The sequence below is a fragment of the uncultured Candidatus Puniceispirillum sp. genome, assembly GCF_963979125.1.
GTDB lineage: Bacteria > Pseudomonadota > Alphaproteobacteria > Puniceispirillales > Puniceispirillaceae > Puniceispirillum.
In genome coordinates this window covers 1-14,282 of sequence record NZ_CAXBVX010000053.1, presented here as the reverse complement: position 1 = coordinate 14,282, position 14,282 = coordinate 1, and the positions used below count along the sequence as shown (strand labels likewise).

The 14,282-nt window shown below is 50.8% G+C and carries 15 protein-coding genes and 1 pseudogene; 15 read left to right on the top strand and 1 reads right to left on the bottom strand.

What is annotated here, in order from left to right:
- The 7 genes from rimM to ABNT28_RS06680 form a co-directional block, all read left to right on the top strand.
- The coding region (rimM, locus tag ABNT28_RS06710; RefSeq protein ID WP_348721246.1) for a ribosome maturation factor RimM at positions 1-386 on the top strand (386 nt) is incomplete at its 5' end.
- Complete coding sequence (trmD, locus tag ABNT28_RS06705; protein ID WP_332923400.1) at positions 386-1,120, top strand: tRNA (guanosine(37)-N1)-methyltransferase TrmD; 735 nt, start codon at positions 386-388, stop codon at positions 1,118-1,120. The genes rimM and trmD, both read left to right, overlap by 1 nt.
- Positions 1,121-1,193: 73 nt before the next feature.
- A complete protein-coding gene (gene rplS / locus ABNT28_RS06700) occupies positions 1,194-1,574 on the top strand; it encodes a 50S ribosomal protein L19 (protein ID WP_332923399.1) in 381 nt (126 codons plus the stop codon).
- A gap of 53 nt (positions 1,575-1,627) precedes the next feature.
- Positions 1,628-3,037 (top strand): 3-isopropylmalate dehydratase large subunit, encoded by a 1,410-nt coding sequence (gene leuC, locus ABNT28_RS06695; protein WP_332923398.1) that lies wholly within the window; start codon positions 1,628-1,630, stop codon positions 3,035-3,037.
- Between the two features lie 13 nt (positions 3,038-3,050).
- The gene (leuD, locus tag ABNT28_RS06690; protein ID WP_348721244.1) at positions 3,051-3,656 is read left to right on the top strand and encodes a 3-isopropylmalate dehydratase small subunit; all 606 of its coding nucleotides are present in this window, start codon (positions 3,051-3,053) and stop codon (positions 3,654-3,656) included.
- A 57-nt stretch (positions 3,657-3,713) separates the two neighbouring features.
- Positions 3,714-4,826 carry a 3-isopropylmalate dehydrogenase gene (gene leuB / locus ABNT28_RS06685; RefSeq protein WP_332923396.1) on the top strand — a complete coding sequence of 371 codons (1,113 nt, stop codon included), beginning with the start codon at positions 3,714-3,716 and terminating at the stop codon, positions 4,824-4,826.
- Between the two features lie 72 nt (positions 4,827-4,898).
- Positions 4,899-5,933 (top strand): aspartate-semialdehyde dehydrogenase, encoded by a 1,035-nt coding sequence (locus ABNT28_RS06680; protein WP_332923395.1) that lies wholly within the window; start codon positions 4,899-4,901, stop codon positions 5,931-5,933.
- Between the two features lie 2 nt (positions 5,934-5,935).
- Here ABNT28_RS06680 and pdxY read toward each other — a convergent pair whose 3' ends face one another.
- Positions 5,936-6,787, bottom strand: coding sequence for a pyridoxal kinase (gene pdxY, locus ABNT28_RS06675; protein ID WP_332923394.1), 852 nt, complete (start codon positions 6,785-6,787; stop codon positions 5,936-5,938).
- A gap of 149 nt (positions 6,788-6,936) precedes the next feature.
- Between pdxY and sdhC the strand changes: the two genes are divergently transcribed.
- From sdhC to ABNT28_RS06635, 8 genes and pseudogenes are all read left to right on the top strand, one after another.
- The gene (gene sdhC, locus ABNT28_RS06670) at positions 6,937-7,308 is read left to right on the top strand and encodes a succinate dehydrogenase, cytochrome b556 subunit (protein WP_332923393.1); all 372 of its coding nucleotides are present in this window, start codon (positions 6,937-6,939) and stop codon (positions 7,306-7,308) included.
- A gap of 15 nt (positions 7,309-7,323) precedes the next feature.
- On the top strand, positions 7,324-7,689 hold the full coding sequence (sdhD, locus tag ABNT28_RS06665) for a succinate dehydrogenase, hydrophobic membrane anchor protein (protein ID WP_332923392.1): 366 nt from the start codon (positions 7,324-7,326) through the stop codon (positions 7,687-7,689).
- 18 nt (positions 7,690-7,707) lie between these two features.
- Complete coding sequence (sdhA, locus tag ABNT28_RS06660) at positions 7,708-9,498, top strand: succinate dehydrogenase flavoprotein subunit (RefSeq protein ID WP_332923391.1); 1,791 nt, start codon at positions 7,708-7,710, stop codon at positions 9,496-9,498.
- 11 nt (positions 9,499-9,509) lie between these two features.
- A complete protein-coding gene (locus ABNT28_RS06655; protein ID WP_332923390.1) occupies positions 9,510-10,286 on the top strand; it encodes a succinate dehydrogenase iron-sulfur subunit in 777 nt (258 codons plus the stop codon).
- A gap of 36 nt (positions 10,287-10,322) precedes the next feature.
- The gene (gene zapE, locus ABNT28_RS06650; RefSeq protein ID WP_332923389.1) at positions 10,323-11,516 is read left to right on the top strand and encodes a cell division protein ZapE; all 1,194 of its coding nucleotides are present in this window, start codon (positions 10,323-10,325) and stop codon (positions 11,514-11,516) included.
- A gap of 158 nt (positions 11,517-11,674) precedes the next feature.
- A complete protein-coding gene (gene mdh / locus ABNT28_RS06645; protein ID WP_332923388.1) occupies positions 11,675-12,622 on the top strand; it encodes a malate dehydrogenase in 948 nt (315 codons plus the stop codon).
- Positions 12,623-12,696: 74 nt separating this feature from the next.
- Entirely contained in the window at positions 12,697-13,860 is a 1,164-nt protein-coding gene (gene sucC, locus ABNT28_RS06640) for an ADP-forming succinate--CoA ligase subunit beta (protein ID WP_332923387.1), read from the top strand.
- Between the two features lie 8 nt (positions 13,861-13,868).
- Positions 13,869-14,282 (top strand): annotated as a pseudogene (locus ABNT28_RS06635) (succinate--CoA ligase subunit alpha); the annotation flags it as partial.

The following is a 14,282-nucleotide window of genomic DNA, read 5'->3' as shown; positions in this document are numbered from 1 at the left end:
CACGGCTTGGTAAAGTTGAAAGCCGTGACGCCTCGGATGCGTTGCGCGGTCAGCATCTATATGTTGACCGGGCGGCCTTGCCCGATCTGGCAGATGACGAGATATATCACGCTGATCTGTTGGGGCTGGATGCGGTTCTGGCTGATGGTAGTTTGCTTGGCCGTATTGATGCCATTCATGATTTTGGCGCAGGTAATGTGGTTGAAATTATACCGCCGTATGGGGCAAGCATGATGTTGCCTTTTGCGGGGGATGCCGTGGTGGCAATCGAGCTGGATCAGCACCGGGTGGTATTGGCGCCACCTGACGGTTTGCTTGACGACACCGCAGATGACGCCGAAAATGTCATTGATGAAGATGCTGGGGATGAAAAGGAAAATCGCTGATGTCGGGAACCGAAATATCCGGGACAAAGTGGCAAGCGACAATCTTGACGCTGTTTCCAGATATGTTTCCGGGTCCTCTTGGACATTCTTTGGCAGGAAAATCGCTAAATGAGGGTATCTGGGGGCTAAAAACGCTGGACATTCGCGACTTTGCGCGCGATAAGCACCGGACTGTGGACGACACGCCTTTGGGCGGTGGTCTTGGTATGGTATTAAAGCCAGATGTTGTTGATGCGGCCTTGCAGGCGGTGGCAACAACGGCGGGACCGAGAATTTATCTGTCTCCGCGTGGTAAGATGCTGGATCAGGCGATGGCGCGTGATCTGGCGGCACAGCCTGGTGCGGTGTTTCTATGCGGTCGTTATGAAGGCGTCGATCAACGTGTTATCGATGCCCATGCGATGCAAGAGGTCAGCATTGGGGACTATATTTTGTCAGGTGGCGAAGTTGCCGCGCTGACAGTGATCGACGCAGTGGTGCGTTTGTTGCCCGGGGTTATGGGCAAAGCAGAAGGGCACCATGATGAAAGTTTTGAGACCGGGTTGCTGGAGCATTCGCATTTCACGCAACCACGTGTCTGGAATGGGATCGAAGCCCCAGAGATTCTGGGTTCGGGTCATCACCGCAAAATCGCTGAATGGCGGTTAGCGGAGGCAAAGAAAGAGACGCAGACGCGACGGCCAGATTTGTGGAAACGCTATTTGGAGTTGCAAAGCAAGGGTAGTAAAGAGTAATTATGCCTCACCACTGATGGTGTGTCTTTGATGGCAAAGACGATGGCGTTATATTGATAAGGGGAAACGACCGATGAATATCGTGGACCGTATTGGCAAAAAACAAATGGAAAAAGTGCTCGAGCAGCGCGAAATTCCCGAATTTGCACCTGGTGACACCGTCCGTGTTGACGTGAAAGTCATCGAGGGTAGCCGCGAGCGTATTCAGGCTTTTGAGGGCGTATGTATCGCACGCAAAAGTGATGGAGTTGCTTCGTCCTTTACCATTCGTAAGCTATCATATGGCGAAGGCGTCGAGCGGGTATTTCCGCTTTATGCACCGCAAGTCGCAGGCGTTACGGTTGTTCGCCGTGGCCGTGTGCGTCGTGCTAAGCTATATTATCTGCGTGGCCGTACCGGTAAAGCGGCGCGTATTGCTGAAAAAACAACTTATCGCGAGGCGTCCTCTTCCTGATTGGCTTGTCCGGTTCGAGAGAGTTCCTCGCCGGCAACCAATAGGAAAAAGACATGTCGGCTCCAAAAACGTTATTTGATAAAATCTGGGATGCGCATGTTGTGCATCAACAGGATGATGGCACCTGCCTGATCTATATTGACCGGCATCTTGTTCACGAAGTGACAAGCCCGCAAGCGTTTGAAGGTTTGCGCAACAATGGCCGTACCGTTCGCGCGCCGAATCGCACCTTGGCTGTTGCCGATCATAATATTCCAACGACTGATCGTTCCGAAGGCATTGCCGATGAGGAATCGCGGATACAAGTTGAAGCACTTGAAACGAATGCGGCAGAATTTGGTGTTCCCTATTTTGGTATGAATGATATCCGTCAGGGTATCGTGCATGTGATTGGCCCAGAACAGGGCTTTACCCAGCCAGGCATGACCATTGTATGTGGTGACTCGCATACTGCCACACATGGCGCGTTTGGCGCGCTGGCCTTTGGTATTGGCACATCCGAAGTCGAGCATGTGCTTGCCACCCAGACATTGATCCAGAAGCCGGCCAAAAATATGCGGATCACCGTTGATGGCACGCTTGGTGCCGGTGTTACCGCCAAGGACGTTATTCTGGCTATTATTGGCAAGCTAGGAACAGCAGGCGGTACGGGCCATGTGATCGAATTTGCCGGATCGGTGATTCGTGGTCTGTCAATGGAAGGCCGGATGACTATATGCAACATGGCGATCGAAGCAGGCGCCCGTGCGGGTATGATTGCGCCAGATGACGCGACCTTTGATTATATTGCCGATAAGCCAATGGCGCCAAAAGGCGATTTGTGGGACAAGGCTGTTGCCTATTGGCGCGGTCTGCCATCGGATGAAGGTGCCCGTTATGACACCGAAATGGCATTGGCTGCCGAAGATATAGGCCCAACTGTGACCTGGGGCACAAGCCCCGAGGATGCGTTGCCAATCGCCGGTGTGGTGCCTGATCCCGAAGCCGAAAGTGATGCATCAAAGCGTTCAAAGATTGAGCGCGCGATTGAATATATGGGGCTGACAGCTGGACAGAAACTGACTGAGATCAAGGTTGATACGGTGTTCATCGGTTCTTGTACCAATAGCCGCATCGAAGATTTACGTGCCGCGGCGCAGATTGCCGATGGCAAGGTTGTGGCCGACGGTATGCGGGCGCTGGTTGTGCCAGGTTCAGGTCTGGTCAAAGAACAGGCCGAAGCCGAGGGGCTGGACAAGATTTTTCAGGCGGCTGGATTTGAATGGCGTGAACCAGGCTGTTCGATGTGTCTGGCGATGAATGCCGATAAGCTGGCTGATGGCGAACGCTGTGCGTCAACATCAAACCGTAATTTTGAAGGCCGACAAGGTCGCGGTGGCCGTACGCATCTGGTGAGTCCAGAAATGGCTGTTGCGGCGGCGGTTACTGGCTATCTGACCGATGTCCGTGACATGGAAAGCTAGAGGAGACGATTCAATGCAAAAGTTTGATACGCTGACCGGTATTGCGGCACCGCTGAACATTTTGAATATCGATACCGATATGATTATCCCGAAGCAGTTCCTGAAAACAATCAAACGGTCAGGTCTGGGCATCAATCTGTTCGACGAAATGCGCTATACGCTGGGTGGGGACGAGATCAGCGATTTTGTGCTTAATAAAGAACCATACCGTAATGCGGAAATTCTGGTTGCAGGTGATAATTTCGGCTGTGGGTCAAGCCGCGAACATGCGCCATGGGCGTTGCTTGATTTTGGAATTCGCTGTGTGATTTCGACCAGCTTTGCCGATATTTTCTATAATAACTGTTTCAAGAATGGCGTTTTGCCGATTGTGGTGAGTGCTGACCAGCGTGACGCGCTGATGGCCGATGCATCCGATACCGAAAATCCGGAATTGTCGGTTGATCTGGTAAGCCAGACGATCAAACGCCCGAATGGGGTAACGATTGATTTCGATATTGATCCGTTCCGCAAGACATGCCTGCTTGAAGGGCTGGATGATATTGGTTTGACGCTGGAAAAAAGCAGCGCGATCGACAGTTATGAAACTGACCGACAAGCCAACCAGCCGTGGCTGTAGGCTGTTTAGGATTTATGACAAAGCCAGAATTAAGCTAGTTAAGCAAAAGGAAAAGTAATGGCATCTAATCGCAAAGTAATGGTGCTTCCGGGTGATGGTATCGGCCGTGAAGTGATGCAGGCCAATATGAAAATCATTGACTGGCTGGCGAAACATCGCAGTCTGGGCTTTGACATTTCCGAAGGTCTTGTTGGGGGTGCGGCCTATGATGCGCATGGCACCCCGCTGACCGATGAAACATTGGCTGATTCAATGAGCGCTGATGCGGTGTTGTTTGGTGCTGTTGGTGGCCCGCAATATGATGATCTGGCGTTTGATCTGAAGCCTGAGCGCGGCTTGCTTCGACTGCGCAAAGAGATGGATCTTTATGCCAATCTGCGTCCAGCCATTGTGTTTCCGGCATTGGTTGATGCGTCATCGCTGAAGCCTGAGCTGGTATCAGGCCTTGATATTATGATATTGCGCGAATTATGTGGTGGTTCCTATTTCGCCGAGCCACGCGGTATTGATGTGCGCGAAGATGGTAGCAAGATTGGGTATGACACCAACGCCTATTCAACGTCGGAAATTGAACGGATTGGCCGTGTTGGCTTTGATCTGGCGCGCAAGCGTGATGGCCGTCTGACATCGGTTGAAAAATCCAATGTGATGCATTCAGGCGTGCTATGGCGCGAAGTGATGACAGAATTACATGCCGCCGAAGGCGAAGGTGTTACGTTGTCGCATATGTATGCGGATAACTGCGCTATGCAGTTGGTGCGTGCGCCAAAACAGTTTGATGTGATTGTAACAGATAATCTGTTTGGTGATTTATTGTCTGATTGTGCAGCTATGCTGACAGGTTCGCTGGGTATGTTACCATCAGCTTCGCTTGGCGATCTTGATCCGGAAACGGGTTTACCTGCTGCGATGTATGAACCAGTTCACGGGTCGGCACCAGATATTGCAGGTAAAGGCCTTGCCAACCCGTTGGCACAGTTCATGAGCTTTTCGATGATGCTGCGTTACAGTTTTGGTCAGGCTGAGGATGCCGATCTGCTGGAACAGGCGGTCAGCGATGCGCTGGCTGTCAAACGGACAGGTGATATCATGACGTCAGGTTATGAACAAACCGGTACCGATGGCATGACCGCCGCGGTGATTGACGCCATGGATCGTCTAGCACGTTAATTGCTATATAATTTGACCTGAATTTGTCTGGCTTTGTCAAAGCCGGATTCGAGATATTAAGAGGATTTTCACATGGGATATAGAGTAGCCGTCGTTGGTGCCACAGGTGCTGTTGGCCGTGAAATGCTGCAAACCCTTGCCGAGCGACATTTTCCGGCTGACAAGGTTTATGCGCTGGCATCGTCAAAATCGGTTGGCCGTGAATTGTCCTATGGTGAAGATGCGATTGTAACGGTCGAAGCGCTGGATAAGTTTGATTTTGCCACTGCCGACATTGCCCTGTTTTCAGCTGGTGGCGACACGTCAAAGGCCTATGCGCCGAAAGCGGCTGAGGCTGGCTGTATCGTAATCGATAACTCATCGGCCTATCGTATGGATGACGATGTGCCGTTGATCGTGCCAGAAGTGAACCCGGATGCGATCGAAGGGACAACGCCTGCAAATGGTGGCCGTAACATCATTGCCAATCCGAATTGTTCAACAGCGCAGTTGGTGGTGGCGTTAAAGCCGTTGCATGACGCCTTTGGCGTGCGCCGCGTTGTGGTTTCGACCTATCAGGCAGTGTCAGGTGCGGGGCGTCCGGCGATGGATGAACTGTTTAACCAGACCAAGGGTATTTTCGTGAATGATGCGGTAAAACCCGAAATTTTTACCAAGCAGATTGCCTTTAACGCGATCCCGCATATCGATGAGTTTATGGATGACGGTTTTACCAAAGAAGAATGGAAAATGACCGCCGAAACCAAAAAAATTCTGGATCCGTCAATTGATCTAGTAGCGCATTGTGTGCGCATTCCGGTTTTTATCGGCCATAGCGAAGCTGTGTTTATCGAAACGGATAAGCCGATCACCGACAAATCTGCCCGCACATTATTACAGGATGCGCCAGGCGTGGTGGTGATCGATCATCGTGCGAATGAAGGCTATGTCACGCCACATGAAGCGGCTGGTGAAGATGCGGTTTATATTAGCCGGATCCGTAGTGACCCGACGGTGAAAAACGGGCTTGTGTTCTGGTGTGTGTCAGACAATCTGCGTAAAGGCGCAGCATTGAATTCGGTACAGATTGCCGAATTGGTTGTCGAGCGCGGTATTTCTGGCCGTTAGGTCTAATCCTGATTGGCTTGTCTGTTTGGCTTATCTGTCTGGTTGCCGGTCGAAAATAGATGCAGATTTTCCAGAAGTGCCAGTTCTTTCGGGTTGTCGCTACGGGCGATGACGGCCTGTGCAAGATTGCTGGCGCGCGCGGTTGCGGTGTCTAGGGGCATGCCCTGAACCAGACCGCCAGCCAGCAAAGATGTAAACAGATCGCCACTGCCTGATATGCCAGAAGGGCGTTTGTCATACTGCCAGCTTTTTTGCGTCATGCGCGTGATCAGAATGTCATGCACAAAATCGTCACCATTAGATATGCCTGTTGCGATCACCGCGTTCAGCCCCGCTTGGGATGCCAGCAGATGTTGCCCAGCCATGATGGCGCTATCGCTACCCGTAACGGGCCTATCCGATAGATAAGCTAGCTCGAACTGGTTTGGGGTGATGATATTGGCCAAAGGCAGAAGTTGATCAATCATTAAGACAGCCAGTGTTTGATCGACATATAATTTGCCAGCGTCGCCAAGCACCAGATCGCAGATATAGGTGCCAGTTGCCCCCGTGTTGCGCCATGTTGTGATCAGATTAGCGACTATCTCAACCTGATCCGCATGACCAAGATACCCGCTGATGGTGGCGTCAATGTCAGGAACGATACCCAGTGCCACAAGCCCCTCCAGAATCGCGGCAATATGACTGGCAGGCGTTGCCTGACCAGCGACGATTCCATACCCCGGATGCGCGGCCAGCATCACGCTGTTTACCGCCAGCGGATATATACCCATGCTGGTCAGCACCGGGCTGGCAACGTTATTGCCAACAAATCCATAGGTGACAGACGATTGAATTGATAAAACGCGCTTCATTGTAAGATCCTAGCGCTTGTGACACGATGAGTAAGATACTGTATTTAGTATGCGACTGCGAACTAATTCATTATGTCTATCGCTTTATATTTGACTAAAATAGGTTGCAAACCATATACCATCATAATTCCTAGTTAATGAGGCATGTTATGTCAAAGCCGCGTCCCTTATCGCCGCATTTACAAATTTATAAACCACAACTGACATCGATCTTATCGATTTGCCATCGGGCTACGGGTGTCGTTCTGGCGGCGGGTACAGGGCTGGTTTGTTTGTGGCTGATCGCGCTGGCTTTTGGCGAAGACAGTTTTGCACTAGCGACCATGATTATTCAGCATCCTTTGGGTCAATTTGTCCTATTCGGCTATACGGTGGTTTTGTTTTATCATGCGGCTAATGGCGTACGTCATCTGACCTGGGATATGGGACTGGGTCTGGAGATTCCGCATGTGTATGCAACGGGTCGTATTGTACTTGCCACGACAGTCATTTTGACAGGCATTTTCTGGTTTCTGGTATAGGGCAGACGCAAGGTAATGGAAAACAATTCAGAAAAAACAATGCCAAGACCACGTGTTTCCGGATTAGCGCATTGGCGTTGGCAACGGATGAGCGCGGTAGCGGTTCTGGTGCTGATGGCCTATTTCGTGTTTGTTGTGGCGACCATTGGCACATTGGATTATGAAGCGGCGCGTGCCTTTGTCGCGACGCCCTATCAAGCATTGGCGTTGGTATTGCTGGTTGTAATCGGGGTATTTCACGGCACTTTGGGTGCTCATGTCGTTATTGAGGATTACGTACCCGTGAAATCGGGGCGTCATGCTCTTATATTAACTATAAATATTATAATGGCGATTATTGCAGGGGCGAGTTTAATAGCGATTGCGTCAGTGGCCTTTTAGAAATGGGAAGCTATCCACATGCCTGATTATGAAATTAAAGACCATTATTACGATGTTGTTGTTGTTGGCGCTGGCGGTGCCGGATTGCGTGCGACGCTTGGTATGGCAACGGCCGGTTTGAAGACAGCCTGTATCAGTAAAGTGTTCCCGACGCGCTCGCATACAGTGGCAGCGCAAGGTGGTATCGGGGCGGCACTTGATAATATGGGTGAAGGTGATAACTGGAAATACCATATGTATGATACGGTCAAAGGGTCAGACTGGCTTGGCGATCAGGATGCGATTGAATATATGTGCCGCAACGCCGCGCCTGCGGTGATTGAGCTGGAACATTACGGGGTGCCGTTTTCACGTACCGAAGATGGCAATATCTATCAGCGCCCCTTTGGCGGTCATACGCTGGATTATGGAAAAAACATGGCGCGCCGTGCTTGTTCGGCGGCAGACCGTACCGGCCATGCCATTTTGCATACATTATATCAGCAATGTCTTAAGCATCAGGCGGCGTTTCACATCGAATTCTTTGTGCTTGATCTGTTGATGAATGATGAAGGTGAATGCGCAGGCGTGATTGCGCTTTGTATGGAAGATGGCAGTTTGCATCGGTTCTGGGGTCAGCAGACAGTGCTGGCAACAGGTGGTTATGGCCGCGTTTATTTCTCATGCACATCAGCGCATACATGCACGGGCGATGGTAATGCGATGGCGTTGCGCGCGGGCTTGCCACTTCAGGATATGGAATTTGTCCAGTTTCACCCGACAGGTGTATATGGCGCCGGTGTATTGATTACCGAAGGCGCACGTGGTGAAGGCGGCTATCTGACTAACTCAGAAGGTGAGCGTTTTATGGAACGCTTTGCCCCGAATGCCAAGGATCTGGCCAGCCGAGATGTGGTTAGCCGCGCGATGACAATCGAGATCAATGAAGGGCGCGGTGTTGGTCCGAACAAAGACCATATCATGCTACATCTTGAGCATATTGATCCCGAAACATTGAATATCCGTCTGCCAGGCATCATGGAAACCGCAAAGATTTTCTGTGGTGTTGATATTACCAAAGAGCCAATTCCTGTTCTGCCGACAGTGCATTACAATATGGGCGGTATCCCAACCAATTATAATGGTGAAGTTCTGGCACCATCGGCTGATGACGAGAATCGTGTTGTGCCGGGCTTGATGGCTATTGGTGAAGCGGCTTGTGTATCGGTGCATGGGGCCAACCGCCTTGGTACAAATTCACTGCTTGATATTATTGTGTTTGGTCGCGCCGCCGCAAAACGCGCCGCCGAAACGATCACCCCTGGTGATGCGCCGCGCACGGCACCACAAGCGGCAACGGATAAAGCCATTGCCCGTCTTGACAAGATGCGTCATGCCGATGGTGATGTGACAGCGGCAAGTATCCGGCTGGAAATGCAACATGCGATGCAACGTCATGCGGCGGTTTTCCGGTCAAGCGAATCATTGTCTGATGGTGTTGAACGCATGGATAATATCGCCGCCAAAATGGCAAAAATAGGCGTTAAGGATAAGTCGCTTATCTGGAACACCGATCTGATTGAGGCGTTGGAGCTTGACAATCTTGTAGGGCAAGCGCTTGTGACGATCCGGTCTGCCGATCAGCGTCAGGAATCACGCGGCGCGCATGCGCATGAAGACTGGCCAGAGCGCGATGATGATAACTGGATGAAGCATACGATCATGCGGCTTGATGAACGCAATAAATCGGATCTGAGTTATCGCGGTGTTGTGATGAATACATTGAGTAATGATGTGGCGCCAATTCCCCCAGCGCCACGCGTATATTAGAGGCATGATTGATGGCTGAATTTACCCTGCCTGCACATTCAAAAATAACCAAGGGCGAAGCCTATAAGGCGCCTGCTGATTCGGGGCGTGTGAAAACGTTCCAGATTTATCGCTGGTCGCCGGATGATGATCGCAATCCACGCATTGATAGCTTTGACATTGATCTGGATGATTGCGGACCAATGGTGCTGGACGCGCTGATCAAGATTAAAAGCGAACATGATAGTAGTCTGACATTCCGGCGATCATGCCGCGAAGGTATTTGCGGGTCATGTTCGATGAATATTGACGGCACCAACACGCTTGCGTGTCTGAAAAGCATCGATGATGTCAAAGATGATGTGAAAATCTATCCGCTGCCGCATATGCCAGTTGTGAAAGACCTTGTGCCGGATCTGAGCAATGCCTATCGGCAGTTGGCGTCAATCGAACCGTGGTTGAAAACCGACAAGCCAGCCAGTGAAGCAAGTGAGCGTAAGCAGTCACAAGATGACCGCGACCAGCTTGACGGCTTGTGGGAATGTGTTCTGTGCTTTAGCTGTTCGACAGCCTGTCCAAGCTATTGGTGGAATAGTGATGAATATCTGGGGCCAGCCGTTCTGTTACAGGCCTATCGCTGGATTTCGGATAGCCGTGACGATTACAAGAAAGAGCGCCTTGATGCGCTGGATGACAGCTTTGCCTTATATCGGTGCCATACCATTATGAATTGTGCAAAGACCTGTCCGAAGGGTCTCAATCCCGGCAAGGCGATTGCTGGTATCAAAGGAGAAATGGCACGGCGGTAGTGTCTGTTCCGGGTGATCGATGATAGGCATATCAATGTGGCTACAACAGTGATGGCCGAGGTTAGCAAACAACCGCATAATCAGGCTATGTCTAGCAAAGCAGGGATGTTGCCAAGCGCGGCACTAGATGCGCTTGTGTCCAATGGCGATCTGCGTTTTGATGCAGGTCAGGCCGAGGCTGCCCGTGTGTTGGATGGCCTTGTCACCCGCATTTTATCGCTACAAGCACCAAATCTGGGACGCCGTATCGCCGGCCTGTTTGGCAAAGCATCTGCGGTCGAACGTGGTCTTTATATCCATGGTGGGGTTGGGCGCGGCAAAACCATGTTGATGGATATGTTTTATGCGGCGCTTGATACCGAAACGGATAAATCGTCAGGCGTGGCGATGATGGGCAAATGGCGGTTGCATTTTCATGATTTCATGGTGCTGGCGCAGGATTTGATTCATGCGGCACGAAAAACCAATCCGGATGATCCGCTTGCCCTAGTTGCCGATCAGTTGATCGCCCGTGGCAAAATTATCTGTTTTGACGAAATGGAAGTGCGGGATATTGCCGATGCGATGATACTGGCACGGTTGTTTACCGCCTTGTTTGAGCGCGGGGCGATTGTCGTGACCACCTCGAACCGACATGCAAATGATCTATATAAGGATGGTTTGCATCGGGATCGGTTTTTCCCGTTTATTGCTTTGCTGAAACAGCGATGCGAGATGTTGGAAATTGGGTCTGGTACCGATTGGCGGGGCGCGCTTTTGGCCGGATTACCAGCTTGGTTTCATCCTAATAATGAGCGCGCGCGTGCTGCGCTTAATACGTCCTTTGCACAGGTTAGCGCGCATTTGACACCGCTAGAAGAAATTGTGCGTGTTGCTGGACGCGATATTGTGTTTGATACGACTGCTGGAGATGTTGCGATGGTCAGTTTCGCCACGCTTTGTGACAGACCCTTGGCGGCGCGAGATTATCTGGCGATTGCAGGTCGGTTTACCGGTATTGTGATGCATGATGTGCCAGCCTTTACCACCCAGAACGAGCATCTTGCACGTCGCTTTATGTGGTTAATTGATGCTTTATATGACCGAGGGCGTTTCTTTTTGGCTTCTTCGGAAATGGCTGTAGATAAGCTGTATGCTGGTGAAAAGTGGCAATTTGAATTTTCGCGGACTCAGTCGCGGCTTAGGGAGATGGCAGGGCGGGGCAAAAGCCATATCTCAGCTTCGGATTAACATGAATCAATAGCAGAGATGATTGAAAAAAACAGGGGATTAGACTTGTGCAGGACAGCATAATTCGGTAAACCCCTCGCATATATATGGTGATCACCAAGCTTTGCACATTTGCGCTGGTGATACCGTTAAATAGCTCTGGAAATGGATGATACATCATGGCACGTAATAAAATATCGTTGGTCGGTGCAGGTAATATTGGCGGTACGCTGGCATTGCTGGCTGGATTAAAGGAACTTGGCGATGTCATGCTTTTTGATATTGCCGAAGGTATGCCGCAAGGCAAGGCGCTTGATATAGCGCAGGCTAGCCCGATTGAAGGCTTTAACGCCGCTGTAACAGGTTCAAATGATTATGCGGCATTGGCAGGAAGTGATGTCGTCATTGTCACCGCTGGCATTGCCCGCAAGCCAGGGATGAGCCGTGACGATCTGATCGGGATCAATACAAATGTGATGAATCAGGTTGGTGCGGGCATCAAGGATAATTGTCCAGATGCCTTTGTTATCTGTATTACCAACCCGCTTGACGTGATGGTTGGGGTTCTGCAAAAAGCCTCAGGTCTGCCAACGTCAAAGATTGTCGGTATGGCTGGAGTTCTGGATTCGGCACGCTTTAGGTATTTTCTGGCTGAAGAGTTTGCCGTGTCAGTTGAAGATGTCACAGCTTTCGTGCTTGGTGGTCATGGCGATACGATGGTGCCATTGGTGCGCTATTCGGCTGTTGCAGGTATTCCGGTGCCGGACCTTGTGAAGATGGGTTGGTCAAGCGCCGAGAAGATTGACGAGATTGTCCAGCGCACGCGTGATGGCGGAGCCGAGATTGTTGGTTTGCTGAAAACAGGGTCAGCTTTTTATGCGCCTGCTTCATCAGCGATTGAAATGGCCGATGCCTATCTGAAAGATAAAAAGCGCCTGTTGCCATGTGCCGCCTATGTTGATGGTGCCTATGGTCTGGACGGACTATATGTCGGCGTGCCTGTTGTTCTGGGCGCGGGTGGCGTGGAACGTATCGTTGAAATTGAACTGAATGAAGATGAACAAGCCATGTTTGATCGTTCAGTGTCCGCCGTACGGGCGCTGAATGAGATTGTGGCGAACCTCTAGACAGTGAAAAAGGCGGGCATGATCCCGCCTTTTTCTTTGGTATCCGAAATTAGGCCAATAATAGGGATGAAAAAATGAATATTCATGAACATCAGGCAAAACAGCTTCTTGGTGGCTTTGGTGTGCCAGTACCACGTGGCAATGCCGTATTTTCCGTTGATGATGCTGTTGCCGCGGCAGATGAACTTGGTGGTCCGGTCTATGTCGTAAAGGCACAGATACATGCGGGTGGACGTGGCAAGGCTGGCGGCGTGAAAGTTGTGTCATCGATTGATGGTGTGCGCGACGCGGCCACTGATATTTTGGGCAAGATTCTGGTGACGCATCAGACTGGCCCCGAAGGCCGTGAAGTGCGCCGCCTTTATGTCGAAGATGGTTGTGATATTGCCAGCGAGTTATATGTCTCATTGTTGGTTGATCGTGCGAATAGTCGGGTGACGATTATCGCATCCAGCGAAGGGGGCATGGATATCGAAGAGGTTGCCGCCAATCAGCCAGACAAGATTATTTCATTGGGTATCGATCCCGCCACTGGTTTGCAACCACATCATGTGCGCCGCATTGCCCGCGTTCTGGGTCTTGAAGGCGCATCAGCAAAACAGTTACCAAGCTTTCTGGCATCGCTTTACAATGCCTTTGGCGATCTTGATGCCAGCTTGATCGAGATTAACCCGTTGGTGGTTACTGGTGCAGGTGATCTGCTGGCACTAGATGCGAAAATGAGCTTTGACGATAATGCGCTGTACCGGCACAAGGATGTGCTGGCATTGCGCGATCTAACCGAAGAAGACCCCGCCGAGGTAAAAGCATCTGAATTTGATCTTAATTATATCAAACTAGATGGCGATATTGGCTGTATGGTCAATGGTGCGGGTCTGGCGATGGCGACGATGGATATTATCCAGCTACATGGTGCCTCACCAGCGAATTTTCTGGATGTTGGGGGCGGTGCCACGACCGAAAAGGTTACCGAAGCGTTCAAGATCATTCTGACTGACGACAATGTCAAAGGTATTCTGGTGAATATCTTTGGCGGTATCATGCGCTGTGACATCATTGCCGAAGGGGTTGTGATGGCGGCGCGTAATCTGGGGCTGAGTAAGCCGCTGGTTGTTCGGCTTGAAGGTACCAATGTTGCCGAAGGCAAAAAAATCATGGCCGAGTCAGGTCTTGATATCATTCCTGCTGATGATCTTGCGGATGCCGCCGCCAAGATTGTTGCAGCTATCAAAAAATAGAGGACGATATGTCGGTTCTTGTAAATAAAGACACACGTGTTATCTGCCAAGGCTTCACCGGAGCTCAGGGCACTTTTCATTCCGAACAGGCGATTGCCTATGGCACCAAGATGGTTGGCGGCGTAACGCCTGGCAAAGGCGGGCAGATACATCTTGATCTGCCAGTTTTCAATTCGGTTGCCGAAGCGATGCGTGACACCGAAGCCAATGCATCGGTTATCTATGTGCCGCCGCCTTTTGCCGCGGATTCGATCATGGAAGCAATTGATGCTGATATGCCTCTGATCGTTTGTATTACCGAAGGCATTCCAGTTTTGGATATGGTGAAAGTAAAGCGGGCGCTGGATGCCAGCAATAGTCGGCTTATCGGACCTAACTGTCCGGGCATCATCACCCCGGGCGAATGTAAAATCGGGATTATG